Origin of the sequence: Chryseobacterium sp. PTM-20240506 (assembly GCF_048296755.1) — a bacterium.
Lineage (GTDB): Bacteria > Bacteroidota > Bacteroidia > Flavobacteriales > Weeksellaceae > Chryseobacterium > Chryseobacterium proteolyticum.
In genome coordinates this window covers 2,019,318-2,044,483 of record NZ_CP182581.1, presented here as the reverse complement: position 1 = coordinate 2,044,483, position 25,166 = coordinate 2,019,318, and the positions used below count along the sequence as shown (strand labels likewise).

At 35.9% G+C, this 25,166-nt stretch carries 25 protein-coding genes; 7 read left to right on the top strand and 18 right to left on the bottom strand.

Annotated elements, in window-relative coordinates; all coding sequences use genetic code 11:
- Positions 1-2 precede the first annotated feature (2 nt).
- The 4 genes from ACNFU2_RS08965 to ACNFU2_RS08950 form a co-directional block, all read right to left on the bottom strand.
- Positions 3-659 carry a succinate dehydrogenase cytochrome b subunit gene (locus ACNFU2_RS08965; RefSeq protein ID WP_273648831.1) on the bottom strand — a complete coding sequence of 219 codons (657 nt, stop codon included), beginning with the start codon at positions 657-659 and terminating at the stop codon, positions 3-5.
- A 19-nt stretch (positions 660-678) separates the two neighbouring features.
- Positions 679-2,109, bottom strand: a complete 1,431-nt coding sequence (locus ACNFU2_RS08960) for an anion permease (protein WP_306613880.1) — start codon at positions 2,107-2,109, stop codon at positions 679-681.
- 19 nt (positions 2,110-2,128) lie between these two features.
- Entirely contained in the window at positions 2,129-3,259 is a 1,131-nt protein-coding gene (locus ACNFU2_RS08955) for a porin (protein ID WP_273648828.1), read from the bottom strand.
- A 62-nt stretch (positions 3,260-3,321) separates the two neighbouring features.
- Positions 3,322-4,368 (bottom strand): linear amide C-N hydrolase, encoded by a 1,047-nt coding sequence (locus ACNFU2_RS08950; RefSeq protein ID WP_273648826.1) that lies wholly within the window; start codon positions 4,366-4,368, stop codon positions 3,322-3,324.
- A 336-nt stretch (positions 4,369-4,704) separates the two neighbouring features.
- Between ACNFU2_RS08950 and ACNFU2_RS08945 the strand changes: the two genes are divergently transcribed.
- From ACNFU2_RS08945 to ACNFU2_RS08935, 3 genes are all read left to right on the top strand, one after another.
- Complete coding sequence (locus tag ACNFU2_RS08945; RefSeq protein WP_306613877.1) at positions 4,705-6,894, top strand: ATP-binding protein; 2,190 nt, start codon at positions 4,705-4,707, stop codon at positions 6,892-6,894.
- Between the two features lie 26 nt (positions 6,895-6,920).
- Entirely contained in the window at positions 6,921-7,472 is a 552-nt protein-coding gene (locus tag ACNFU2_RS08940) for a biliverdin-producing heme oxygenase (RefSeq protein ID WP_418124684.1), read from the top strand.
- A gap of 139 nt (positions 7,473-7,611) precedes the next feature.
- Positions 7,612-8,538 (top strand): malate dehydrogenase, encoded by a 927-nt coding sequence (locus ACNFU2_RS08935; protein ID WP_172279865.1) that lies wholly within the window; start codon positions 7,612-7,614, stop codon positions 8,536-8,538.
- Positions 8,539-8,599: 61 nt separating this feature from the next.
- Here the strand turns inward: ACNFU2_RS08935 and ACNFU2_RS08930 are convergent, their stop codons facing one another.
- The 4 genes from ACNFU2_RS08930 to ACNFU2_RS08915 form a co-directional block, all read right to left on the bottom strand.
- Positions 8,600-9,328, bottom strand: coding sequence for a hypothetical protein (locus tag ACNFU2_RS08930; RefSeq protein WP_172279864.1), 729 nt, complete (start codon positions 9,326-9,328; stop codon positions 8,600-8,602).
- Positions 9,329-9,452: 124 nt separating this feature from the next.
- Positions 9,453-9,869 carry a VOC family protein gene (locus tag ACNFU2_RS08925; protein ID WP_172279863.1) on the bottom strand — a complete coding sequence of 139 codons (417 nt, stop codon included), beginning with the start codon at positions 9,867-9,869 and terminating at the stop codon, positions 9,453-9,455.
- Between the two features lie 92 nt (positions 9,870-9,961).
- The gene (locus ACNFU2_RS08920; RefSeq protein WP_306613873.1) at positions 9,962-10,870 is read right to left on the bottom strand and encodes an alpha/beta fold hydrolase; all 909 of its coding nucleotides are present in this window, start codon (positions 10,868-10,870) and stop codon (positions 9,962-9,964) included.
- 119 nt (positions 10,871-10,989) lie between these two features.
- Positions 10,990-11,538, bottom strand: coding sequence for a hypothetical protein (locus tag ACNFU2_RS08915; protein ID WP_306613871.1), 549 nt, complete (start codon positions 11,536-11,538; stop codon positions 10,990-10,992).
- Positions 11,539-11,849: 311 nt separating this feature from the next.
- On the opposite strand from ACNFU2_RS08915, the gene ACNFU2_RS08910 reads away from it, so the two are divergent.
- Both ACNFU2_RS08910 and ACNFU2_RS08905 read left to right on the top strand, forming a co-directional pair.
- Positions 11,850-13,181: a DUF2268 domain-containing putative Zn-dependent protease gene (locus ACNFU2_RS08910; protein WP_306613869.1), complete on the top strand. Its 1,332-nt coding sequence runs from the start codon at positions 11,850-11,852 to the stop codon at positions 13,179-13,181.
- Positions 13,182-13,252: 71 nt separating this feature from the next.
- Complete coding sequence (locus tag ACNFU2_RS08905) at positions 13,253-14,266, top strand: DUF2268 domain-containing putative Zn-dependent protease (RefSeq protein WP_418124681.1); 1,014 nt, start codon at positions 13,253-13,255, stop codon at positions 14,264-14,266.
- A gap of 63 nt (positions 14,267-14,329) precedes the next feature.
- Here ACNFU2_RS08905 and ACNFU2_RS08900 read toward each other — a convergent pair whose 3' ends face one another.
- The 6 genes from ACNFU2_RS08900 to ACNFU2_RS08875 all read right to left on the bottom strand — a co-directional run bounded on the left by ACNFU2_RS08900 (position 14,330) and on the right by ACNFU2_RS08875 (position 18,549).
- Complete coding sequence (locus ACNFU2_RS08900; protein ID WP_306613867.1) at positions 14,330-14,566, bottom strand: hypothetical protein; 237 nt, start codon at positions 14,564-14,566, stop codon at positions 14,330-14,332.
- A 54-nt stretch (positions 14,567-14,620) separates the two neighbouring features.
- Positions 14,621-15,442: a helix-turn-helix transcriptional regulator gene (locus ACNFU2_RS08895; RefSeq protein WP_306613865.1), complete on the bottom strand. Its 822-nt coding sequence runs from the start codon at positions 15,440-15,442 to the stop codon at positions 14,621-14,623.
- Between the two features lie 26 nt (positions 15,443-15,468).
- The gene (locus tag ACNFU2_RS08890) at positions 15,469-16,446 is read right to left on the bottom strand and encodes an SDR family oxidoreductase (RefSeq protein WP_306613863.1); all 978 of its coding nucleotides are present in this window, start codon (positions 16,444-16,446) and stop codon (positions 15,469-15,471) included.
- 240 nt (positions 16,447-16,686) lie between these two features.
- Positions 16,687-17,424, bottom strand: a complete 738-nt coding sequence (locus tag ACNFU2_RS08885; protein ID WP_306613861.1) for an SDR family oxidoreductase — start codon at positions 17,422-17,424, stop codon at positions 16,687-16,689.
- A gap of 63 nt (positions 17,425-17,487) precedes the next feature.
- Positions 17,488-18,072 (bottom strand): TetR/AcrR family transcriptional regulator, encoded by a 585-nt coding sequence (locus ACNFU2_RS08880; RefSeq protein WP_306613859.1) that lies wholly within the window; start codon positions 18,070-18,072, stop codon positions 17,488-17,490.
- Positions 18,073-18,141: 69 nt separating this feature from the next.
- Complete coding sequence (locus tag ACNFU2_RS08875) at positions 18,142-18,549, bottom strand: DoxX family protein (protein ID WP_306613857.1); 408 nt, start codon at positions 18,547-18,549, stop codon at positions 18,142-18,144.
- A gap of 118 nt (positions 18,550-18,667) precedes the next feature.
- On the opposite strand from ACNFU2_RS08875, the gene ACNFU2_RS08870 reads away from it, so the two are divergent.
- A complete protein-coding gene (locus ACNFU2_RS08870; protein ID WP_172279846.1) occupies positions 18,668-19,009 on the top strand; it encodes a winged helix-turn-helix transcriptional regulator in 342 nt (113 codons plus the stop codon).
- 2 nt (positions 19,010-19,011) lie between these two features.
- On the opposite strand, the gene ACNFU2_RS08865 is transcribed toward ACNFU2_RS08870, so the two are convergent.
- Positions 19,012-19,551 (bottom strand): GNAT family N-acetyltransferase, encoded by a 540-nt coding sequence (locus ACNFU2_RS08865; RefSeq protein ID WP_273648803.1) that lies wholly within the window; start codon positions 19,549-19,551, stop codon positions 19,012-19,014.
- Between the two features lie 9 nt (positions 19,552-19,560).
- Positions 19,561-20,217: a hypothetical protein gene (locus ACNFU2_RS08860; protein ID WP_418124676.1), complete on the bottom strand. Its 657-nt coding sequence runs from the start codon at positions 20,215-20,217 to the stop codon at positions 19,561-19,563.
- A gap of 335 nt (positions 20,218-20,552) precedes the next feature.
- On the opposite strand from ACNFU2_RS08860, the gene pafA reads away from it, so the two are divergent.
- A complete protein-coding gene (gene pafA / locus ACNFU2_RS08855) occupies positions 20,553-22,199 on the top strand; it encodes an alkaline phosphatase PafA (protein WP_273648801.1) in 1,647 nt (548 codons plus the stop codon).
- A gap of 74 nt (positions 22,200-22,273) precedes the next feature.
- On the opposite strand, the gene ACNFU2_RS08850 is transcribed toward pafA, so the two are convergent.
- Positions 22,274-23,407, bottom strand: a complete 1,134-nt coding sequence (locus ACNFU2_RS08850; RefSeq protein ID WP_273648799.1) for a hypothetical protein — start codon at positions 23,405-23,407, stop codon at positions 22,274-22,276.
- Positions 23,404-25,056 carry a helix-turn-helix domain-containing protein gene (locus tag ACNFU2_RS08845; protein WP_273648798.1) on the bottom strand — a complete coding sequence of 551 codons (1,653 nt, stop codon included), beginning with the start codon at positions 25,054-25,056 and terminating at the stop codon, positions 23,404-23,406. The genes ACNFU2_RS08850 and ACNFU2_RS08845 overlap by 4 nt, the downstream gene beginning before the upstream one ends.
- Positions 25,057-25,166 lie beyond the last annotated feature (110 nt).

Genomic DNA, 25,166 nt, shown 5'->3' with positions numbered 1-25,166 from the left:
TTTTAATTAGCGGTAAAGAAAACATAAACAGGCATGAGCGCAAATCCGACACTGATTATGACTGAATAAGCAATTCCTATGGTCTTAAACCATTTTACAAACTTCGGATGATAAAGTCCCAGTGTTCTTACTGCGCTATAGATCCCATGGATAAGATGATAGCATAGGGCAGCCATGGAAATTACATAAATGATCACATACCACCATTCTTTAAATACCGTCACCACAAGTATATAAAGATCCTTATTCCCGTTATTGTCTAATGGCGGACTACCGAATTTATATACATACCAGAAGTTCTGAAAATGGATCACCAGAAAGATCAGTAATAAAGTTCCTAATATTCCCATATTCCTGGAATACCACTTGCTTGCTCTTCCGCGTCTGTCGGCAGAATAACGTCCACCCGATTTTTTGTTTTTTAAAGTGATGATTAAACCATCTACTGCGTGAAGAATAATACTTGCGTACAGGACATAAGAAACGATTTTGATTACAATATTACCCGAAAGGAAGTGAGAATAGGCATTGAATTGCAAATGTGCCTGCTCCTGCGGCAGGAACAGCTGAAGATTTCCCAGGAAATGGATCAGCAAGAAAAAACTCAGAAACAATCCTGTGAGGCACATCAGCATTTTTCTTGACAAGGTAGACAGCATAATTTTTGTTTTTTTATTTTTAATAATATCCCAATACTTTCATCCATAAGCCACCTACTACCATGTAGATAATAAGAAGTACGATTCCTATTTCCAAACCGCGAAGCCACCAGGCTTTCAGCTCTACATAGCCGCTTCCGAAAAATACCGGAGCAGGACCGTGGCCATAATGCGTAAGTACCCCATAAATAGAACCCAGAAAACCGAGCATCATGGCCAGTAACATTGGTGGTATCCCCACGGCAACACCTACACCTAACAATGCGGCGTACATGGCAGCGACATGGGCAGTAGCACTGGCGAAAATATAATGGCTGAAAAAGTATACAACAATAATTACAGGAAAGGCCACCTGCCAGCTCAGTCCACCGATTTTCACTTTGATCAGGTCACTGAACCATCCGATAAAGCCGAGTTCATTCAGTGAGCTTGCCATCATAACCAGTACGGCAAACCATACGATGGTATCCCAGGCTCCTTTCTCTGACTTTACATCTTCCCATGTCAGGACAGAAGTCAGAAGCAGTAAGGTTAATCCTATAAAAGCGGTTGTAGTAGCATCAATTGAAAGTGCTCCGCCAAATATCCAGAGTGCCAGTAAAATGAAGAATGCCAATAGCATCAGCCATTCGTTCCTTGAAATAGGCCCCATGTCTTTAAGCTTTTGAGCAGCCATTTTAGGAGCGTCACCTGTTTTTTTCAATTCCGGTGGATACAATTTATAGAGTACTAACGGAACTGCAAAAAAGGCAACCAAACCAGGCAGGAAACCAGCAGCAGCCCATGACATCCAAGTGATGTTGATGCCCAGATTGGCTGCAAATTTCTGACACATCGGATTACTGGCGGTTCCTGTTAAGAACATAGAGGAAGCGATCAGGTTCATATAATAGCTGTTCAGCGTTAAGAATGCCCCTAGCTTTCTGTGGGTTTCCGGTTTTTCCGGAACAGAATCAAAACTGATAGCCATGGATTTCATAATAGGGTAGATGATACCTCCTCCCCGTGCGGTATTACTAGGGATAGCGGGAGCCAGGCAGACATCCGCTAATCCCAGACCATAAGCCAGCCCAAGGGAACTTTTACCGAAAATCCTTATGAATAAAAAAGCAATACGATTTCCCAGGCCGGTTTTTATAAATCCCCGTGCAATAAAAAATGAGATCCCAATCAGCCATATCACTTTATCTCCAAAGCCGGAGAGTGCTTTAGTGATTGATTTTCCCGCATCACCCGGTGCAATTACCTGGGTTAGTGCAGTGAATCCGATAGCCATCATACACATGGTTCCCATAGGAGCTGCTTTTAGAATGATTCCTAAAATTGTTGCCGCGAAAATGGCAAAAAGGTGCCACGCATCTGCGGTAACACCATCGGGCTCAGGAATAAACCAGATGATAAGGGCAACAGCAAAAGTTATTGCGACATTCTTGATATTTATTTCTTTCATAGTAGTAATGTGTTAATGATTAAAATCTACTTTGCACCTGAACGATGAATAGATTATTATTGTATTGTGAGGTATTTTCAATCTGTTTTTTATATCTGTCGAACTGTACACCCAATTGAATTCTTGCGCCATAGTTTTTAAGAAACTCTAAACCGAACATCGGAGTGATCGTTTGCCGGGGATTGGAGTTCATCCTGAAATTGGTGTCCAGGTATTCATACCGGCAGGATAATTCGAAGGCGCTGAGGTTTCTATGGTTGATTTCATATCTTAAGTTTGGTAAAAAATAAATGCCACGAATCAGATAATTGTCCGGATTGTCGGGCCTTTGTTCGGCTGCTATTGAATTATACAAAACATGATTTGTTGCCTGTTTCGCCTCCAACTGCATATCGAGGCTCCATTTAGGATCAAAAGTAACCAATGAGCTGAGGTCCACTCCAAGGGCGTAAACCTTTTTACCAAAGACTTCACCTATGCCGCCATTTAAACCAACGTTAAAATTGTATTTTTTTAAAAGCCCGAATACCAGGCGGGTTGAATATTGTTTTCCGTTGTCGTTATCATTAACCTGATTCTTTCCATTACCATTAACTACAGAAACCGCATATTGGAAAGGTATTTCTCCCAGCTCAAGCTGCCCGGTAGCAGACATCCCTATCTGGAAACTTGTCCATCCCAATTTTCCGAATTCAGTGTACTGATTGGACCAGTCCAAAGACTTGATGATGTCTATAGGGTAAGTTTCTTCAATCCCGAACCACGGACGGAATTGCCCGACAGTGATGGCAAGTTTAGGATTGAAGGTGTATTTCAAATAAGCATTTTCGAGAACCCTGCTTTTGGGATCATTTTTGAAATCTGCCAGATTAGCCAATACGACCACTTCAGTGCGTTTGCTGATCTGTGCTCTTACCTGTACCCTCATGTATTTGAGCATGAAATTATTATCAGTTCCGGATCCGTCTTCATGATGAAGTCCGTTTACATCAACATCTTTGGTCATACCAACAAGATATCTCGCCTGAAAAAGCCCTTTGATCTGTAGCTGAGGATATTTTATATTATCTTCTTCCGGTTGGGTCTGTGCAGAGTCTTTCACCTGCCCGCTTACTGATATCGAGAAGACAATCAGGCAAAGTAATTGCATTCTTTTTTTTAGTGAAAAAAAGGTCATAGTGCTTTATATTGAGTTTAAAGATTGAAAAGGATCTAAAGTCCCAGGAATTTAAAAGGCTTGCTTTCTACAAAGTCTTTATTGGTTTTTCCGTTGTAGGTTTTAAAATTATCAAGGTTTAATTTTAATATTTTTCCTTTGGGGCTGAAATCAAATTCTTTAAGATCTACCCAAAAGGTATTGGGAGTGAATACGGTTTCGAAGTAGTAAACCAGATTTTTATGGTCGGAGACAGAACGCCATCTTGTTGAAGAGATATTAGGTTCTGTTTCTGAACTTATACCGTATGGTACCGAACAATTTCTGATCACACTGAAAACACTTGCTACCGCAGAGCGGGTATCAGAAGTTTTCGGAATCGCATCGATATAATAAGAAGCTCTTACAAAACGGTCTGCTGCACGATTGGTTCCGGGAAGCATAATAGTACCCGGGATTCCTTTCCAGTAATTATTTAAAGCGAGTTGCTGATCAAAAACAGGGGAGTTTGTCATTACAGTGTAAGACGGATCGTGATGGATAACCAGTTTTCCGTCGATGTATTCTAAAACAGCATTATCCCCGGAAGCATCTGATAAAGATAAATGAAGGGTGGTAAATCGTTCAGTTCCCGGGATATAATCACTTACAACAACGAACGGTTCTTTTTTCATATAATCGACAGCCTCTTTTACATTTTCAAAATTATCAAGGAAATATTGGGCCCACATCGAAATCGAAATGCCTTTCTCACGTCCCTTGGGATTAAATTTCGGATATTGGCTTTCACCCAGCCATAGTACATTGGCAACAAGTCCTTTTTCGTTCATTCCGTCAGCGGTTGCAATATCCCATGCTGTGCTGATAAGGCTGCCATATTTAGAGGTCCATTTAACGGATTTTGCACCAACTTCGCCGTCACGTTGTATTCCTCGCGGGAGTACCCATAAATTTACTGCAATTTCATCACGCCAGTCCATAGACCGGGCAGTGATAACTGTGTTATCAGGACCTTTATAAACAACTCTTGTACAAGCTTCGGAATAATTAATGAGTCCAGGTAGAAAAAAGGAAATAAGAGGGATTATAAATAATTTTTTCATACTGATGTATTTGAGTGTTAGGTAAATAAATAATATATTTCTTTTAAAAATATTTGATTATTTATTTATGTTTTCATGTTTTGGTGATATAAAACTAGTGAATTTTACTTAATTATTAGAATTATTTTAATTTAATATTAGTTTGATGTTAATAATCATTTTCCTTTAATTTTATGAAAAAAATTGTGATTTTCTTAACAAAATTTATTATATTAATAACAATGGATTGTATTCTAATGTGCTGTTATTTAAATAGTTGAATTTATAAAAGGTTTAGATACCACAAAGTAATATTTCATCAAAAAAATCGTTATATTTGATTGATTTTAGAATACTATGAATTTTGTAGAATGTCACGAAGAACCCATCCATATTCCGGGGTATGTACAAAGTTTTGGATACCTGATTGGCATTGATGCAGAATCTCACTTCATTACTTTTTTCAGTGAAAATATAAGGGATATATTTGCTATCGAAGATGTAAACATCCTTTTCGATAAAAAGATCAGTGATTTTCCGGAAAGCTTCCAAAGTATTATAGAATCAGAGATTTATAATTCACTGAATACGTTTACAAGACGAGAAAATGAGACGTATTTCGATAAAATATTCATCCACGGAACGGAATATCATTTTTCTGTTTTCCGAAATAGCGGCCGCATCTTTTTAGAGTTTGAGAAGGTTATTGAAAATCCCAATAAGCGGATATCCAATAAGTACGATAACTTTTATATTATAGACAATGCTCAGGAAATCTGGGATCAGCTTTTAAACACGCTTTCTAAAATTGTGAATTATGACAGAATGATGGTGTATAAGTTTATGACCGATGGTTCAGGGAAGGTGATTGCTGAAAAAAGAAGTAATGGTACACATAGTTATCTCGGATTGCATTATCCTGAAACGGATATCCCAAGACAGGCCAGGGAACTGTATCTTAAAAAAAGAAAGAGGATTTTCAGTAATGTATATTCTGAAACTGTTCCTATTTTAAGCAAAATACAACAAAATATAGATCTTACATTCGCTGCGTCACGTGGAATGTCTCCTATTCATGGGCAGTATATCAAAAACTCAGGAGCTTCTTCAAGTTTTAGTGTTTCCATCATTATCGATGATAAGCTATGGGGATTGGTAACCTGTCAGAATACCGAACCTAAACATATAGATCTGGAAGACCGCGTTCAGGCAGGGATTTTTACAGCATTGGCATCTAATGCCTATTCGTCTTTTAAAACCAAAAGAGAACTGAAGTATCGCCTGGATCTGAATGAAAAATCTGCATTTCTGAAAACAGAGTTTCTGAAACAAAATTCTTTATTCGACTCTCTGGTTCAGAACAGGAAAGAAATTATGAATATTGCAGAAGCAGATGGTCTGGCAATTATTTCGGATGACAATATTGTAAAAACAGGAATTACTCCAGCCCACGTAGTTATTCAGAAAATAGTAAACTGGGCTTACGAAAACACAGATGAAAGTATTTACATTAACCGCAGTTTCCTGAAAGAGTACGGTAATGATCTGGAACTCGACAAAGATAGTGCAGGGATTATCATATACTTCATAGACCGGGTTAAGAATGAAATGTTGATCTGGTTCCGCCGGGAATTTGACGAACATATAGATTGGGCCGGAAATCCTGAAAAGAAGGTTGATGTTTTCGTTCAAAACGGGGAGGAAAAGCAGATCGTTTCTCCAAGAAAATCTTTTGAAGTATTTAAGGAAAACATTAAAGGTAATTCCAAACGATGGAGTTCCAGAAACATAAGCGGAGTACAGGTGGTTCGTGATGTAATTTTAGAAACATCCCACAAGCAATATAACACCATAAAACAGCTGAATGACCAGCTTAAAAAGGTAAATGAGGAGCTGGATAGTTTTTCTTATACGATCTCTCATGACCTGGGAACACCGCTTACTGTAATGAAGCTTAATGCCCAGATGCTTCTTTCTAATTTTGACAAATCCGAAAAGGAAAAAAATAAGTTAAAGTCTATTATCGAAGAAATTGATAATATGGCAGAGATGATGCATGATGTCCTTCAATTGAGCCGTGCAAAGCACAGTGAAATTGAACTGGAAAGCCTGCAGCCTCATCAGACAATCGAAAAAATTTCTGAGAATGCCAGAATCACTTTCGATAGCCCGAAAACAGAGATTATCATCAAGGAAGCTCCCGAGGTCCTGGCAGATAAAACCATGTTGCACCAGGTATTTTTAAATATCATTAATAATGCCGTAAAATACTCCTCTCATCAGGAGCAACCGACAGTAAAAATCGAAGGGCATGAAGTGGGAGAAACGGTTGTTTATAAAATTTCAGACAATGGAATCGGAATTCCTGAAGAGGAAAAGCATAAAATGTTTAAGATTTTCAACAGAATGGATAATGCCAAGAAGTTTAAGGGGAATGGCATCGGGCTGTCTATTGTTCATAGAATTATGAAGAGAATAGGAGGGAATGTGGATTATAAAAGTGATAAAGAGGGTACTTCTTTCATTTTAACGTTTAAAAAGCCCTAAATTTGAGGAACTTTTAAATCCATATTATGGTATCTGAATATCTTAAACAAAATACAGCTGAATATCACGATGCTGCTGAGAAACTTTTTAACTCTGAAAAGATTTTTAATAAGACCTTTACTTTAGAAGATTATAAAAAAATCATTCATACGAATTACCTGATGCTTTTGCATTCTGAAGATAAAATTTTCAACAGCCTTCATGACAAGTTTGGTGATAAACTTCAATTGGAACAGAGAGTAAAACTTCCCCTTATCGAAAAAGATCTGGAAAGTCTTGCTTTGGAAAACCAAAAGACATCCCAGAGACTTGAGGTAAATAATGAGCATGAGGCATTGGGAATGATGTATGTAATTGAAGGTTCTACATTAGGAGGAAATGTTATTGCGAAACAACTTTCTAAAACGGAGGGTTTTGATGAGGTAACTTTCAATTTCTTCGGTTGTTATCAGGAGAACACGGGATCCATGTGGAAAAACTTTAAAGAGGTTCTGGATACTGAAGTTTCTGAAGAGAACTACAACGAGGTATTATCGGGAGCCAAAAAATTATACACTTTTTTACTGAACGTAAATTAATTTCTGGTCTGAAATCCAAATATATCCTTTGCAGATAATTAACTTCCTGAAAGATTGCTCAATTTTTCAGGAATTGTTAAATTTGGGAGTCAAATTTTTAGACTGAACTAAAAATAAATAATTTTAAAAAGTATACATTATGAAAGTAACTGTAGTAGGTGCAGGCGCTGTAGGAGCAAGCTGTGCAGAATACATCGCTATGAAAAACTTCTGTTCAGAGGTAGTTTTAGTAGACATTAAAGAAGGTTTTGCTGAAGGTAAAGCAATGGATTTGATGCAGACAGCGTCGCTTAACGGTTTTGATACCAAAATTACGGGAACAACAGGAGACTACAGCAAAACTGCAGGATCTCATGTAGCAGTAATCACTTCAGGGATTCCAAGAAAACCTGGAATGACAAGAGAAGAATTGATCGGAATTAATGCAGGAATCGTAAAAGACGTTACTGCTAACCTGGTAAAGCATTCTCCTGATGTAATTATCATTGTAGTTTCTAACCCTATGGATACAATGGCATATTTAGTACACAAAACTTCCGGTCTTCCAAAACATAAGATCATCGGAATGGGGGGTGCATTGGATTCTGCCAGATTTAAATACAGATTGGCTGAAGCATTGGAAAGCCCTATTTCTGATGTAGACGGAATGGTAATCGCTGCTCACAGTGATACAGGAATGCTTCCATTATTGAGCAAAGCGACAAGAAACGGAGTTCCTGTAACTGAATTCCTTGATGCTGATCAACAAAAATATGTAATTGAAGAAACGAAAGTTGGTGGAGCTACATTAACTAAATTATTAGGAACTTCAGCTTGGTATGCTCCAGGTGCGGCTGTTTCTGTAATGGTTCAGGCAATTGCATGTGACCAGAAAAAAATGATCCCTTGTTCTTTGATGCTTGAAGGGGAATACAACCAAACTGATATCTGCTTAGGTGTTCCTGCTATTATCGGTAAAAATGGTGTTGAAAAGATCGTAAACGTAACACTTACTGTAGAAGAGCAATTGAAGTTTGCTGAGGCTGCTAAAGCGGTAAGAGAAGTGAACGGAGATCTGAAGTTTTAATTACATTAAACTTTATATATAAAAAACGCGCCCAAAAGGCGCGTTTTTTTATGTAGTCTTTTTAATCAATTCTTTCGATCAACATCTTTCTTCCACCCGCATCAATTTCCTGTTTCAAAACCTGGTTGGATTTTGTGTCAATATAAAAAGTCATTTTTACAGCATTGTCAGAAATATCATCTGTCACACTCACCATCCAGACCTCTTTATTGAGAAAAGTTCCTTTTTGTGTATCTGTAATATGGGCCTTCATTAACCTCTTGCTTGATTTCGGATTGTAGTCAAAAATGGCAATATCAGTCTTATAATGATCTTTAAGCGGTAACCACCGGATGATCTGAGGATAGATGTTACTATCGAAAAATCCTCCCTCTCCCTTTTCGTTAATTTCGGTTTTGGTATTGCTTGCTTTGTCTGTATAATATCCGGTTACTGTTTTCCCAAAATGTAAAGCCATGTCCCTTTGTGTGTTGAAAGAAGTATGTTTTATTGGTTTTAATTGAGGAAGCTCTGCAATGGTTTCATCAACCCAATCTGGCTTACCAGCCATTTTTACGGTAGTTTTTACATCCACTGTGGTATTGCTACGGGTAATTTCTGTGTTTATCTTAGCAATTTCAATTTTAGCCCCATCCTTTAAGGCATACCAGATCATTGCTTCTTTTTCATTTTTGATTAAGTTATTGATCACTTCATTCTTTTCAGGAGTCTGAACTTTATCTTGTGCACAAAATAGGGAATTGCCTAATATCATCATGAGAACTGTGCAGGAAAGAAACCTTGTTTTCATAGTATAGTTATTTGTTGGTTATAATCAGTAAGTCACTGAAAATAAACAAATGTTACATTGCTATGAGTATTATGGGATAGGGAGAAATAAAAAACGCACAATTTGTGCGTTTTTAGGTAATCTCTTATTTTTCAGCGTGAAGGCCAATTCGGTTGCCTTCCGTATCTCTAATTACAGCAATATAGCCTGCATTCATTTTCATCGCCGGACTTACGATCCTGCCACCAGCCGATTCTACTTTGTCCAAGACCACCTGGATTTCCGGATAAGCATTGATGTAGACTAATGTTCCTTTGTCCGAAGGCTGATTGTTTTCTGATTTTGATAAAACTCCTGTAATTCTACCCGAGGTAGCCTGCACAACATCAGGGTTATAAGGGAAGAAGGTAAGTTCTTCCTGAGTTTCCGGAATAGAGCGTGTGATCATTTTAATATCTAAAATTGTTTCATAAAATGTTTTCGCCCTTTCCGTATTGATGACCGGAATTTCAAACCATGTAATAACATTGGTGTTTTCGTCAATTTTTTTTAATGCTTTCATAGCTTAATATTTATGGTGTATGATTAAGGCAGCTAATACAATACCAATAGCATCTATGTTTGAATTATTTTTATTGACAATTTGCAGATTTATTATTTTTTCCTTCCTACAAAATTCCAGACCGCTTTAATGAATTCAGGATTTTTTTCATAATACAGCAGGTGTCCGCCATCAATGGAAACAATTTCTTTATCAGGGAACTTAAAGGATTGATAGTGTTTTGTACCTACAGCCTTATCCTTTTTTCCTGTAATGATCAATGTTGGGGTTTTGATATCCTTTGTAATTAATGTATAATCTGCATAATACTCCGGGAATTCTTTGGGTTTTGAAATAACGGCCATTCCGAAGTCAATGATTCTTGGATGTAATGAATCAACCTTATCCATTTCTTTGATCGTTTCAATATCATCCGTAAGGAATCTGAATCCCATTCTTTTGGATCTTAAAGCCTTGCTTAATTTGGAAAGCTCAGAAGAAAGACTGTCTTTTGCAATCTTTTGGTTTTTCAAATGAAGAAGCTCATTGGCATATTCAATCTGTTCTTTGACAGATTCATTATTTAAGAAATGTAAAGTCACATTGGCTAAAATAATGCCTTTTACATTTTGAGGATATTTTTTAGCATAGCTTACGGCAATAATTCCTCCAAAAGAATGAGCCATTAAGAAAACCTTGTTTAATTTTAGATGCTGTCTTAATTCTTCAATATCCTGTACCATTTTATCCAAATGATAATCATCCGATTGTGCAGATTTTCCGGATCCTCTCTGGTCCATGTAGACCATTTTAAGATTTTTCTCGAGATGGTTCCCTCCCATTAACTCAAATGAAGGATAGCCCTGACCCGGTCCTCCAGGAATATAGATACAGGCTTCACCATTTCCGGAAACTTTGTAATGGATCTGTACATGATCACTTGTCTGAAAAAAATCCTCAGATTTGGATTGAGCTGATATAGTATTAATGAATAATAGCAGAGTAAAGAAAATAAATTTCATGTATACAATTTTATACGAATATAACATTTTATAACAGGTATTTATTACACCTCTTTTATCTTAAGAGATAGAAGATAGGTCTCTGTACTTTTAAAATAATCCAGCCAGATCTTGTAGGATTATATTTCTACGGTTTTCGGTACCTTAAATAACAAAACCACAGCCCATATTTGCAGAATAGTTTGAGCAACATTTATAATTCCAAGAACAGGATCTGCTAAAAAATTCATTATTACAATTGGGATTGCAAGAATTCCTAAAATTAAAAGAACCAAAAGGACATATTTTATCAATTCTGTACCTTTTCCTGCTAAATATCCAATTCCAAAAATGATTGCAATTGTTACTACAGCTGTAAATATTGCAGAACCTGAACTAAGAGATTCATAGGTCCAGATCATATTACCGACACCTAACGCAGCTGAAAGATAAATTAAGTTAGCTGCTTTCATATGGTTAGAGTGGGGAATGACCTCTGCTTTTTCTTTTTCTGTTGTGATCAAAGAATTCTTTCGTTCAATTTCTTCAGGACTGAATTCTTTTCCTCTGGATTCCAATATATCAGATGCATATAGAATAGCTTGAGGCACAACCTTAGTATCTGGTTTTATATATTTTTCAAGCCCCTGGCTTGACATTTTTTCTAAGACATTTTTATTGACGCTCATTTTAAATCAGATCGTAGTTTTTTAAGATCGCAAATTTAATAAAACCTCTCTCTTAAAATAAACAAATCTGAATAATAAATAGATTTCAGCTAAAAGACTGAATCTACTTTTCTGTAGCCGAAAAAGTGGGTGTGTTTATAAAAATAAAAGAAGCAAATTTTCTTTATGTAAAATTGAAAGTAGTGAAAAATTATATTCTATATTTCTGAACTTATAATTAAAATATTATTAAAAAATATTGTAAATACTTATTTCACTTGTAATAAAATTTATTTTTGAACTGTCTATTATGATAGACACCTTAATTCAATATGAAGCAAAAATTATTTTTTCTCTTATTCATCGTATATGCATTTTCGCACGGACAAAAAATAGAACTCGGGAAATCATATCCAAATCTGTCATTTGATGGATCTTCTGATGCTCATTATCATTTGAACTTGAAAAAAGGAGATATTTATCTCTTTACAGTTTATCAAAATAATATAGATGTTGAAGTTATACTTATGGATTCATCAGGGAAAAAAGTTGCTTCTGTAGATCTTGCAGACGGTAACAATGGTTATGATAAAATGGAGTTTTCACCCGAAAAAGATGATTATTACAAGCTGGTTATTCGTTCTGTTGAAAAAGAGAAAAAACCAAATGGGGTGATTGGAATTACTTCAAAAAAACTGACCAAAAATGAATTGAAAAACCGGGAGAAGGTAGCTCTTGGTCTGAAGAAAGAAAATGCTAAAGATATCATGACTGTAGATGTCATGCATTTTTGGGAAGCATATGATCAGTTGAAGCTGGCAAAAAGTAAACAGGATAGCATAGATGTTATCCAAAAAATATATCTGGACCGCGCAACAGATGGGCTTAGGGAATTTGAGAAAGTAAGGTACTTTTCTGCAGAGTTTTTTGTTGAACGGATAAAAAAATACAGTAAATTCTATACTAGTGTCAGAAACAATACCATGATAGCCATGCAGATGGAAAATATAGGATCAGTGATCACTGAATTCAAAAAATGGTATCCGGAAGCAAAACCTGCTAAAATCTGTTTTGTTATTGGCCCTATGTCAACAGGAGGAACAATTTCGGGTAATTATATATTGATAGGCGTAGAAATGCTTGCTGGAAATAAGGATTGTGATATATCTGAAATAACGAATGAAAACCTAAAAGCGGATATTTTATCCCGGAATAATGAATCGGATGTGGTTGATTTTATTAAAGAAACAGCGGTTCATGAATACATCCATACCCAACAGAGAAAAACTGATAAAAATGCATGTGAATGCATTCTTCTGGAACATATCATAAAAGAAGGCGTGGCATCATATATTTCGGAGAAAGTATTGTTGGAAAAAAAGAACTATAACAGCAGAGCATTTATGTATGGTAAAGAAAATGAGAAAAGACTTTGGAATGAGCTCAAAAATGAGTTATGCACAAAAGATTTTAGTAACTGGCTTTTTAATGCTTCTGTCAGCAAGGACCGGCCGGGAGATCTTGGTTACAGAATGGGCTACAATCTGGCCGAAGCCTATTATGAAAATGCCACAGATAAAAAATCCGCTTTAAAAGAAATGATCGAAATGGAAAATCCACTTCTGTTTCTTGATCAGAGTAAATATGACCTAAAGTTTAGATAAGTGAAATAAAAGCATCAAGATTACCGCGCTAAAGAAAAAAATAGATACCAAGATAAACCTAAAACCACGAGATGAAAAGGACTACATTATTGATATTCAGTGTTATTACAGTGTATTTTTGTTCTACCAACCAAAAGCTTAGCCCAGAGAATTCTTTCGAAAAAGATGTTGAGAAAGTGGCAGACAGTATTAAAGTGAATGATATTGTCATTAAAAACCTTTTCAAATATCAGATACTGGCGCATCACAATAATTCTTTTGATGAAAAAATGATTGTTCAAAAGGTTTATCATCCTCATAAAAGGCTTTGGGATAGTTGCTATGCTATGATCTTTGGTGAAAAAAATGCTTCTTTATACAATACTCCGGAAGGAATGGTTGAATGGAATAAAACACTTTATCCCAAACATAAAGCTGAGTTTGATCATAAAACAAAAGAATTGCTAAAGGTGAATATCAACCGTGTGCTGACTACTAATTTGAAGAAATTTGGCAGAATGGTTCCATACCAGCCTAAAGCAACTATTAGTATACTTTTCAGCCCACTAACAGGAATTGGTTTTGGAGGTTGTAATGCCGGGCAATTTGCTCTTGAACTCAATAATAAAAATATTGATCCTGAATTTATACTCGAGAAAGGGTTGCCTCATGAACTCAATCATTTGGTATATGAAAAGTTCAGAAGTAAGGATAAAGATAAAAATTCAGCATTAAGCCAGACTATTGATGAGGGTTTTGCCTGTTATTTTACCTGGGTATTTTTCGAAGGGAAAATGGAGAAGCACAATGCAGTAGAAAATATGTCCCAGGAAAACTGGACATGGTATCTGAATCATGAAAAGGAAATCTTCACCAATGTAAAACCTTATTTTGAGGATACCTCAGGAGATAATCCATTGTTAAGAAATGATCGGAAAAAGCTTTTCCCCCAAGCTCCCAAAACTTTAAATTACTGGCTTGGCTTCAGGATTGTAGAAAAATATGTAGAAAAGCATGGACCTGAATCGTGGAAGGATATATACAAACTGACCCCTAAAGAGGTGCTTGGCAAAAGCGGCTACGAAAATTATATAGCTACATTGTAAACATTTATTTTGTTGAAATGATTTCAACAAAAAAGAGTGGGTAACCACTCTTTTTTCATATCATTAGTAGACGCATCCACATCCTGTTTCCCATTCCTGGCAGAAACGTTTGGGTTCATGACATCCACCTATTGGGCCACCACCTGTTTTGGGAGTTTTATAACATACATCACCACTACAGTAAGTATCATAACCAGGACCCGCCGGAGGACAAACGCCATCGAGGCAAAATGCATACGCTGTATCACCGCCGCTGATCAATACCAGATCTGTTCTTGATAATTTCTTTGAATTTTTCATAGTAATAGTATTTTAATTTATTGATTACTAATATACTAAAATTATCAAGGCAATTTAATGCGACTGATTGGTCATTGATGAGGAGTGGGATCTGTTATTCAAATATGCGGGAGAAAATCCATATTGCTTTTTAAATACATAAGAAAAATGGGAGAGATCTTCGAAGCCAAGATCAATATAAATTTCTGTCGGTTTTTTATGCTCTTTGTCCAATAGAAAATAAGCTTCCTGCAAGCGCCTTTTTATTAGCCATTTACCGGGAGTCATGTTGAAGATCGTTTTAAATTCACGCTTGAATGTTGACAAACTCCTTCCTGTCATAAATGCAAAGCGTTCAAGGCTGATGTTGAATTTAAAATTATGATTCATAAATAGTTCCAAATCAATTTTATGAGGGGCGCTGAAATTAAAGAAGATATTCTTTAGTTCGTGATTGTTTTTTAACAGAATCATAAGAAGTTCTTCTCTTTTAATATCAACAAAAATACTGTCTAATTGTTCTGTTCCGTTGTAATATGGCTCTAAGGACTGAACAAAATTTTTAATCAGTTTATCTTCATCTATAAACAAAAAGGAGTCGTCGTTTTCCGTTGGTTCTACAGAGTAGGGATGACGTTCCAGAAATTTTTTTAGGAATGCTTCATCAAAAGCTATAATTACTTTTTCAAAGGCTCCGTCTTCCTTGTGCTTTGTGTAACGTACCAGATGATTTTTTCTTGCAATGCAGTAATCCCCGGGTCTCATAGTGTAATGCTTATAACCATCATATGAAACCATTGATCCTTTGAGCAAAAACAGAAAGAAATGTTCCGGAATAAATTGTTCCGGTGATATTTCAGGACCAAGGTGGCAGGATTGTATGTTGTTAAATTTCAATGGACTATTGCTTTAGTATGACAAATTTATGGTTTTAACATTAAACTATCTGCACTGGCTAATATTGCTTCTTCTCTGCTTCTGGGATTCCATCCCAGTAAAGATCTGGCTTTTTCATTAGAAATTTCTTTGTAGAAATGAATGTCAATTGGATTTAACGCCTTAATATTGGAAGCATATTCGCTTCTCTTTTCCTTTATTAGTTCAGCTACATCGTAAAATGACATAACTCCTTCTGAAGTGGCAATGAATCTTTCTCCAGCAGCATTAGGATGGAGCATGGCTTTGATATGAATATCCGCAACGTCTCTTACATCTACTACACCCATAGTGAAATTGGGATTGTAATTGGTAGTTCCGTTAATAATTCCTGTAATTGCAATATCCAATGAAGCTGAAGAAATTCCAGCGAGCGCAGGACCAAAAATACCCACGGGATTTATTACGGTTAATTCCATATTATTACCTTCTGTATGTATAAATTTCCAAGCTGCTTTTTCGGCAACAGTTTTCGATTTTATATAAGGAGGAAGTTCAGCATTGAGATCTGTCCAGTCTCTTTCTGTGAAAATGTGTCCTTCTGTATTATTAGTATAACCAACTGCGGCAAAAGATGAGGTAAGAACTACTCTTTTTACCCCTGCAGATCTCGAAAATTGTAATACGCGTAAAGCTCCATCCCTGGCAGGAATAATCAGCTCATTTTCATCTTTAGGATCTTGAGCAGGGAAAGGAGACGCTATATGAATTACAAAATTACAGTTTTTGGTTGCTGCATCCCAATTACGGTCACTTGTAAGGTCTGTTTCATAAAAGGACAGGTGTGAGAAGTCTGAAATTCCACCTTCTTTCAGTGCTTTCAATATGACATCTTTTTTATGAAGTGAGCGAAGGGTTGTTTTTACTGTATATCCTTGTTGTAATAATTGAAGAATTGTGTGAATTCCCACGAATCCGGTTCCTCCTGTTACCAATACCGTTTTTCCTGATATTAAATTTTCCATTTTTTTTAATTTTACAGGACAAAGTTCATAATAAACTAAGCTGTTGGCTTTGTTGAGGAGTTCAAATTTTCTTTGTTGTGAGGTTCATAGTTAATCTGAAAATCTGGAAATACCCTATGCTTCTTCACTATAATTTTAAACTCTTTTATTACAAATACAAAACCGATATTCAATTGAACACCGGCTTTGCATTTATATAAAAGAACTATTAACTTCTAAAAGCTATTATTTAATTCTTTATTATTTATTGAATACCTCGAAAGCGCCTTCTGAGCCTGCAAAGAAATTATTGTAAACCATTTCGGTATTTCCGACGCGAACTTCAAAGGTGTCTTGCTCAAGGGCTTTTACAAGATCTTCAGCAACAACAGATGCCGGAATGCCGTTTTCACGACCACCGATCTCTACAGAGAAATCTGTGTCAACCAAAGGAGGCATAAGCTCAAAAACCTTAATGCCCGTATCTTTTGCCAGTTCATATCTCAATAATCTTGTATAGGAATGTAAAGCTGCCTTGGAATCCGAATAGGTGGGCACATGAGATCCCGGAATAAATGCAACAATTGAGGATACGTTAACTATTGCCGCGTTGTTTTGCTGTTTCAGTAAAGGGAGTAATTTTTCAGTAAGTCGGATAGGAGCAAAGTAATTGGTTGTAAATTCTGCAATCGCTTTAGTATAGGTGTCAGAAGAGTCCGATAAAGTATAAGCATATGCATGGCCGGCATTATTAATCAGGATGTTCAATGTCCCAAAATTGATTTTAATCTCTTCTATCAGACGATTGATGTCATTTTCATCAGTGATGTCTGCCTGAATAGTGAATACATTTTCCAATCCCTGAGCAGCATTGTCAAGTTTTTCTTTGTTTCTACCTACAATAATAATTTTATTGGACGGATTTAACAATTTTGCGATTTCTAAGCCGATTCCTGATCCTCCTCCTGTGATAAGGATGGTGTTGTTTGTAATGTTCATAACTGTTGATTTAAAATATTTATTTTATATTGTACCATTTAGTACAAAATTGTCCAAAAAAATTTAGTCAAGCACTTTCAAATTCATTTCAATGATTGAACGAAGTGTTTTACATGAATTCTCCATACGTCTTGTAACATGAAGTCCATTCCATAAATTGGTGAGATGCCACGCAAGAATTTCAGGATCTTCTGCATTTTTTATTTGTCCGGTGTCCTGAGCTTTTTTGATCGATTTTTTAAAGGTCTGCTGAAGTTTTTTCAAAAGCCTTCCTGAGATGTGCTTGGCTTCAATATCTTTTTCGGATAGCTGTACTAAAGCATTTCCCAGATAGCAACCTGTCTCTCTATCGCAATCAGGTTTTTGGGAAAGCTGTAAAAAAAATGTTTTAATCAGTTCAATTTCGTTATCAGAACTTGAAAGCTGCTGCTCAAATCTACTAAGAAAACCTTCGGAAAACTGTTCAATGGAACGTACATAAAGCTCCTGTTTTCCTCCTTTAAAGGCATGATAAAAACTTCCTTTTCCTATTCCCATCGCATTAAGCAATTCGTCTGCAGAAGACGCATCGTATCCCTTTGCTCTGAAAACTTCAGTAGCCTTTTCAATTGCCTGATGCTCGTCGAATATTTTAGGTCTTCCTGCCATGATGAATGATTTAACAGAGCAAAGGTATGTAATTGTACCGTTCGGTACAAAATGGAATTTGTAATATCTTTAATTGATTTTGTCGATTGAGTTAAAAATGAGATCATCTCTTTTTCGTCCAGATAATAAACAGAGCCACAGCAGAAAAAATATATTTATATCAATTTGTCCTGCTTCTCCCCGTGAAATATGAAATACACTTGCGAAAATCATCAATATAATTACTCCATATGCTGTGTATAAAGTAAGCCTTGATTTGAGTGTTATCAGATCAGGAAGAAGAATCCCGATCGCAGCCACCGCATCAATAATTCCTGTTACCAAAACCAAACTACGGTTTTGTTCAGTCCATGGCCACATTTGAGCTAATGTTTCAGCAGGCTGGAATAATTTCATAGAGGCTGCCCAAAGTAGTGAAACGGATAAAAAGATTTTTGCAGCCCAAATGGTAATGCTTAAAATTTTTGAGGTTTTCATTTCTAATGATCTATTGATTTTAATGATTCAAAATTACTTACATTTGTTATGCGGCCATGGTTACTTTCCCTTTGGATAGTACTTTCCGGCCGGAAAGTAATAATGAAATCAATAAGTTATGCTGGCAAAAGGAGGATGCCCCAAGACAATGCTTTCTATTAAGGATGCTCTTGAAGCAGTAGAAGGAAAGTGGAAATTATTAATTTTATTTTCTTTATCTGAAAAACCCAAAAGATTTGGCGAACTTTCTAAAGAAGTAACCGGTATTACAGATAAAATTCTGTCCAAAGAGTTGAAACTTCTGGAGGTAAATAAACTGATAAAAAGGGAAGCTTTTGATACTGTTCCGCCTAAAGTAGAATATTCCATTACAGAGCACGGCATGTCCCTTGAAAAAGTTTTGGACGAGCTGCACTTCTGGGGACTTTCTCACCGATCAAGAATTCTAAGTGAATGGTAGAGCTATAAGACATCAAAGCTCATGTATATTGCTGTTTCCGTAGAGTCATTATAGAGTTTTGTATTGATCCCAGTAAAACTAAATCCTGCACGCAGATAAAATTTTATGGCAGGGTAGTTGGTGTTTTGGGTTTCCAGTTCTACGATTCTGCAATTTAAATCCCGGGCTTCTCTGTTTGCCTTTTTAATCAGTTGCTTTCCAATATCCTGTCCTCTAAATTTTTCACTGATTAAAATATTTTCAATATAAAAGCTATTATTCCACTCCCGGAATTCGGCAATAAGCCATCCTACAAGTTCACCATTGATAAAGGCCCCGAAAGAGTGTCCCTGCTTTATAACCTCATTGAGATCATTAATCTCATCAGGACCTGTTTCCCAGTTTTTTTTATAATGCTGTTTTTTCTCTCTTAATGAAAATTCAAAAATATTACCCATCGCAATGGCGGAAACAACAAATATCGTATCTGTCTCATATCCATTAAGTCCCCAATTGACTGTTGGGTCAGATATCAGTTTTTCTAACTTCTTAATTTCTGTCATTTGAAAGGTCTATCGGTTAGCAATATTATTTTCATAAAAATCAGTAAATCTTTCAAGGAGATCATCGGGATTTTCCCTGTCAAATTGACCAAATCCCAAAGTCATGATATGCCCTGAAACAAATTGTGAAAATACTGAATTGAAATTCTCAATATAGGTTTCGGCATGCCCTTGCAACTGTATCTCTGCTTCGATCATTTTTGTCCAATGTGGAGGGGTCTCTTCATTCTTTGAATAAGTAAGATAAGGTAAAATAAAAGGGACGAACTTCTGATATTGTTGATATTTATTAGGATCCAGGCTATCATTTGGCCAAACCCTGAATTGTTTTAATCCCAGGTTATCAGATTCTACTACGATTGCAGTTTCATTGTTGGCAACTTCTGTGATCACTTTTTTTTCCTTAAGAAAAATCGAAAACCAGGCAAGGTCCCATGCCGTTGCTCCATTTTGATTAACAAGATAATAAGGGTGAAAAATAGAATCTATTGCAATGAAACCTTGATTACCAACGGTATTTCTTATAATTTCCGAAACTGCTTCTTTATCTGAAATTTTCTGTATTGGATTACCATTGATAAAACCATAGATATAATGAGAGTTCCAGAGAGAAGGATCAAATGAAGGGTTATTATCTTCTTCTTGATTAATTGCTTGTGAATGCATTTTTGTGATATTAGGCCAGTATTAATATTCGTCTATTTCGGCTCTTGAAAATTATTGTAATTTTTTGATAATTCCATTTCCGTAATTTTTATTTTTTACTTTTTTCTTAACTCAGGATCAAAAAATCTAATAATCCGTTTTCACTTTTTTTATACTAAATCTTATTTTCATATCGCATATTCAGCCGTTCAATAGAAAAAGACAGATACGGAGAATATCTTTAGACTCATTAAGTATATCAGTTTTAATTAAGATATAAAATCCAAATTTAATCAAAATTTCATACTACAAAACTTTCAAAACCCTTAAATTTGCTAGCAATAAAAATTTACCAGATGCTTAGGAAAATTTCAATTGCGGCACTTACCATGTTGTCCGTAGTTACAATTGATGCTCAGAAGAACAAAAATTCTCAATTAGAAAGACCCAAATTAGTTGTAGGCTTAGTTGTAGACCAGATGCGTTGGGATTATCTTTACCGCTTTTATAATAAGTATGGAAATGATGGTTTTAAAAGATTGCTGAATACAGGTTATGCTTTAAATAATGTTCATATTCCTTATGTACCTACGATAACAGCTCTAGGACATACTTGTATTTATACAGGCTCTGTTCCGGCTATTCATGGAATTGCAGGAAACGACTGGACCGATAAGGAGACAGGAAAGAATGTCTATTGTACTACCGATGAAAGTGTACAGCCTGTTGGAACCAAAAATACTAAAATAGGAAGCCACTCGCCGAAGAATCTTTGGTCGACAACTGTGACGGATGAGCTAAAATTGGCAACCAATTTCCAGGCAAAGGTAATCGGGGTATCTTTAAAAGACAGAGCTTCCATTCTTCCGGCGGGACATACTCCAAACGGAGCGTTCTGGTTTGATGATTCCACAGGGAATTTTATTACCAGTACTTGGTATATGAATGATCTGCCAGAGTGGGTGAAATCTTTCAATTCACAAAATTTACCTGAAAAGCTGGTTGCTAACGGATGGAATACTTTATTGCCTATTAATCAGTATACAGAAAGTGCACCGGATAACTCTGCTTGGGAAGGTCTTTTAGGAAGTTCAAAAACGCCAACATTCCCTTATAGTAATCTCGCAAAAGATTATAAGGATAAAAAAGACAATATACGCTACACTCCTTTTGGTAATACCTTGACACTGAAATTAGCTGAAGCTTCAGTGGAAGGGGAGAAGTTAGGAAATGATAATGTTACAGATTTCTTAGCGATCAATCTTGCTTCAACGGATTATGCGGGACATAAGTTCGGACCTAACTCGATTGAGGTAGAAGATGTTTATTTAAGATTAGACCAGGATCTTGCGGAATTCTTTAATTATCTTGATTCTAAGGTAGGAAAGGGTGAATATACTGTTTTTCTATCTGCAGACCATGGTGGAGCACATTCTGTAGGTTTCCTGCAAGAGCATAAAATAGCTACAGGTTTCTTTGGAGAAAACAGCCAGAAAGATATCAATCAGAAATTAAAAGAGAAATTCGGAGTAGACAAACTGATTAATGCTGTAGACAACTATCAGATTTATTTTGATAGAAAATTATTAAAAGATAATAAGATCGAATTAGATGATGTAGTAAATTTTACAGTTAAAGAATTGGAAAATGATCCTACCGTTTTATATGCTGTTTCTGTAACCAAAGTACAGGAATCTTCGATCCCGGAGCCGATTAAGCAGAGAATTATCAACGGAATCAACAGGCAGAGAAGTGGAGATATTCAGCTGATCTCTCATGATTCCATGCTTCCGTCTTATGCAAAAACGGGGACAACGCACAGTGTATGGAATTCATATGATTCTCACATTCCGTTATTATTTATGGGATGGGGAGTTCAGCACGGAGAAAGTAATAAACCTTATTTTATGACGGATATTGCTCCTACAGTGTCTTCTTTACTTAAAATTCAGTTTCCAAGTGGTACGGTTGGAAATCCTATTACGGAAGTGATTGGAAAATAAACTTACCACATAGTATACATTATTAAGCATTCCTTTCGGGATGCTTTTTTGTTGGTCATGCTGAAATTTTCAGATTATGATCTGATCAGTAATTGAATTTCTTTATGGTATTTATTATTTCGTTTCCTAATACTTACGATGAAGTAAATGAGAATAGCAATAATTGCTGAACCGGATAAAATAATCCCAATACTAAGATAGTTGTATTTATTTCTAAGTTCTTTCGCTTTCTTCTGTGTTTCCCTGTTGTGGTTATTGATGGAATGATTAATGGAGCTTAATTCACTTTGTTCCCTTTTAAATCGCATTTCAAAATACTTTTTGTTGTAAACCTGGTAAAGGTCAGGCTTTCCCATGGCCAGATAGTTTTCTGACATTTCTTTGTAGATTCCCTCATTGAGGATGAGGTCTCCTGTATTTTGAGAAAGGCTTTCTGCCTGGATAAGAAGTCCCAGGGCTTTTTCATTTTCCCGGTTTTGCTTGTACATTTCTGCCAAGCCTTTAAGGGCAAATGCTTTGAGACTTTTGGCATTGAGTTTTTCTGCGTATTGTATAGAGCGGATAAATGCCTGCCTGGCTTTTTCCTGTTCATTCAGATTAAGATAACAATATCCTATGTTGTAATAAACCACACTCATATTGGCAAAGGTGGTTTTCTTCATTTTTACTTTTTCAAAATTCCCGATAGAGATCAGGAATTTTTCCAGAGCAATTTCCGAGTTGGACTGGCTTTTATAAATCATGCCCCGGATAGCATAGCTTCTAGCTGTTTCAATAAGTTTTTCAGGAGATTCTTTTGGAAGACGCTCTAAATAACGGTCAGCTTCATTAAGGGTTTCCAAACTCTTACTAAATAGTTCCATTTGCTGGTATTGTATAGCTACGGAAACCAAAACACTGGTTTGTAGTTTCAGATCGTTGGTCTTTTGAGCCAGGTCTTTTGCTTTCAGAATATATTGAAATGATTCATCAAAGTTTCTTTTTGCAATATTTGCGGTAGACAATAACAGATAAACAGATATGGACTTGTTAATATCCTTTTCCTTTTTCAATAAATTTTTTCCAATGGCTATAGCGTGATCGGGGTTATCATAAATATCGAGGCGGGCCTTTTTGAGCAGTGAATCATGAGAAATGCTCTGAGCACACACGAAAAAAGAGTTAACAAATAATATGATCATAAAAATGGTATGGGATCCTATTCTCATAATGCTTTATTTTTTGTGATTTCCTGAATATATACATTGGGAGACATTCCCGTTACTGATTTAAATACTGTTGTAAAAGCACTGTGCGACGAAAATCCTGAAAACTCTGCCAGATAGCTTACTTTATAGTGAAGAAAGCTGGGATCTGTCTTTAATAAATGAGCGATATGGTTGATCCTGAGCTCGTTGATGTACCCATTGAAATTTTTACCTTTGCTGGTATTGATTACTTCAGATAAATATTTGGTGTTAACTCCCATCTGTGCGGATAAAGATGAAAGAGACATATTGCGGTTAAGGTACCGGTGAGATTGCTCCCACTCATTCAATTTTTGGAGAATTTCTTTTTCTTTCTCTTTCGAAATTTTATGGGTGTCTTTTTCAGAGTTAAGGTCAATTCTGTTTTCTTTTCCGGTCTCCACATGATCTGTTTTAAGAGGAGCGGAAAGTGCCCGCAGTTTTTGTTTTTCAAAAAAGTACAGCTGTTTTTTCAGGTCCTTATTTTTGTTTTTTTCCAGAAAGAAATAGATAACCAATGCTGTAATAACTGCAAGAATGATAAAGGTTAAAATCCATAATTTCCTGGACTCATTCTGTTTCTGGAATTCAAGGTTGTTATTCTGGTAAGTTTCTACCAATTTAACGATATACCGTATACCTTCTTTTTGATTGAAATCAAGTTTAGATCTTAATTCGGTATACAGCTTATTGTATTGATGGTATTTTATATCATTATGTAAAGCGAAATTGGTTTTTGCCAGTGATTCATATATTTTCAGTTTCAAATTATTATAAGGAAGATCTTCAATTTCAGAAAGTCCTTTTTCAAGATGGGCAAGGGCTGTTTTATAATTTCCGTTAAGAAAATAATAACGGGATAAATTTTCATTGGCTAACGCGGAGAGAAAAGGTTGGTCGGGGCTTCTCTCAACATCAGAAATAACATGATCCAATAATTTTTTAGCATCAATATACTTGTTTTGCCGAAGCAGATAGGAGGCACGGAAGATTTTATTTTCTATGCTGATCATGCGGTTTTCCTCATTATGAAGATCAATATACTGATCACTTTTGCTAAGATTCGCAAAAGCGGTATCAAAATTTCTTATAATGGCAGAATTGATGGCTTGCAGTTGATACAGTTTGGCAACGGTAATTTTAGACTTCGGACTGTCATTTTTTAATAGTTTAGGATCTGATAAAAGACGGGAAATGATCTCTCCGGACTGGTTATACAAATCTAAATTCTGGTATTGATCCGCGAGATTATAATCGCTGAACAGTTGCATAAAATAAGAAAGGTTTTTTCTTTCGGAATCATTTTGCTGTGCTGATGTTGTAACGGATTGTACATAATCCCCTTTCATGGCGTAAGCCTGTGAGATTATATTTTGCAGAATCATTTTATGCTCTGTATTCTGGTCGCTGATCAATAAGCTTTGGGTATAACTGATACAGTTATCTGGATTCTGGTAAAGCTTCTGAAATGCTTTATCTGCTAAAATGGAAAAATCGGGGCCGGATTGTGCATGGTAAAAAACGGAGGATAAAAAAGTCAGGAGTAAAATCGCACATTTTATGACACTACAAGATAAAAATAATTCGTTTTTTGCTTTTCTTTTTTCAATCGTCTTACAATCTGTCCTCAAAGTTGAATTTTTATAATATGTTGATTTTTAATTATTTAAATTTTAAATGTTTTTGGATTTCACGAATTATGTAAGCCAAATTCTTTTTAAATGGTAAATATAATATTAAT

Coding starts and splice junctions, on each gene's coding strand:
- ACNFU2_RS08935 (WP_172279865.1), top strand. CDS start 7,612: ATGAAAGTAACTGTAGTAGGTGCAGGCGCTGTAGGAGCAAGCTGTGCA.
- ACNFU2_RS08945 (WP_306613877.1), top strand. CDS start 4,705: ATGAATTTTGTAGAATGTCACGAAGAACCCATCCATATTCCGGGGTAT.
- ACNFU2_RS08910 (WP_306613869.1), top strand. CDS start 11,850: ATGAAGCAAAAATTATTTTTTCTCTTATTCATCGTATATGCATTTTCG.
- ACNFU2_RS08920 (WP_306613873.1), bottom strand. CDS start 10,870: ATGAAATTTATTTTCTTTACTCTGCTATTATTCATTAATACTATATCA.
- ACNFU2_RS08880 (WP_306613859.1), bottom strand. CDS start 18,072: ATGGCAGGAAGACCTAAAATATTCGACGAGCATCAGGCAATTGAAAAG.
- ACNFU2_RS08870 (WP_172279846.1), top strand. CDS start 18,668: ATGCTGGCAAAAGGAGGATGCCCCAAGACAATGCTTTCTATTAAGGAT.
- ACNFU2_RS08915 (WP_306613871.1), bottom strand. CDS start 11,538: ATGAGCGTCAATAAAAATGTCTTAGAAAAAATGTCAAGCCAGGGGCTT.
- ACNFU2_RS08925 (WP_172279863.1), bottom strand. CDS start 9,869: ATGAAAGCATTAAAAAAAATTGACGAAAACACCAATGTTATTACATGG.
- ACNFU2_RS08955 (WP_273648828.1), bottom strand. CDS start 3,259: ATGCAATTACTTTGCCTGATTGTCTTCTCGATATCAGTAAGCGGGCAG.
- ACNFU2_RS08860 (WP_418124676.1), bottom strand. CDS start 20,217: ATGCATTCACAAGCAATTAATCAAGAAGAAGATAATAACCCTTCATTT.
- pafA (WP_273648801.1), top strand. CDS start 20,553: ATGCTTAGGAAAATTTCAATTGCGGCACTTACCATGTTGTCCGTAGTT.
- ACNFU2_RS08885 (WP_306613861.1), bottom strand. CDS start 17,424: ATGAACATTACAAACAACACCATCCTTATCACAGGAGGAGGATCAGGA.
- ACNFU2_RS08960 (WP_306613880.1), bottom strand. CDS start 2,109: ATGAAAGAAATAAATATCAAGAATGTCGCAATAACTTTTGCTGTTGCC.
- ACNFU2_RS08965 (WP_273648831.1), bottom strand. CDS start 659: ATGCTGTCTACCTTGTCAAGAAAAATGCTGATGTGCCTCACAGGATTG.
- ACNFU2_RS08930 (WP_172279864.1), bottom strand. CDS start 9,328: ATGAAAACAAGGTTTCTTTCCTGCACAGTTCTCATGATGATATTAGGC.
- ACNFU2_RS08950 (WP_273648826.1), bottom strand. CDS start 4,368: ATGAAAAAATTATTTATAATCCCTCTTATTTCCTTTTTTCTACCTGGA.
- ACNFU2_RS08865 (WP_273648803.1), bottom strand. CDS start 19,551: ATGACAGAAATTAAGAAGTTAGAAAAACTGATATCTGACCCAACAGTC.
- ACNFU2_RS08940 (WP_418124684.1), top strand. CDS start 6,921: ATGGTATCTGAATATCTTAAACAAAATACAGCTGAATATCACGATGCT.
- ACNFU2_RS08905 (WP_418124681.1), top strand. CDS start 13,253: ATGAAAAGGACTACATTATTGATATTCAGTGTTATTACAGTGTATTTT.
- ACNFU2_RS08875 (WP_306613857.1), bottom strand. CDS start 18,549: ATGAAAACCTCAAAAATTTTAAGCATTACCATTTGGGCTGCAAAAATC.
- ACNFU2_RS08850 (WP_273648799.1), bottom strand. CDS start 23,407: ATGAGAATAGGATCCCATACCATTTTTATGATCATATTATTTGTTAAC.
- ACNFU2_RS08900 (WP_306613867.1), bottom strand. CDS start 14,566: ATGAAAAATTCAAAGAAATTATCAAGAACAGATCTGGTATTGATCAGC.
- ACNFU2_RS08890 (WP_306613863.1), bottom strand. CDS start 16,446: ATGGAAAATTTAATATCAGGAAAAACGGTATTGGTAACAGGAGGAACC.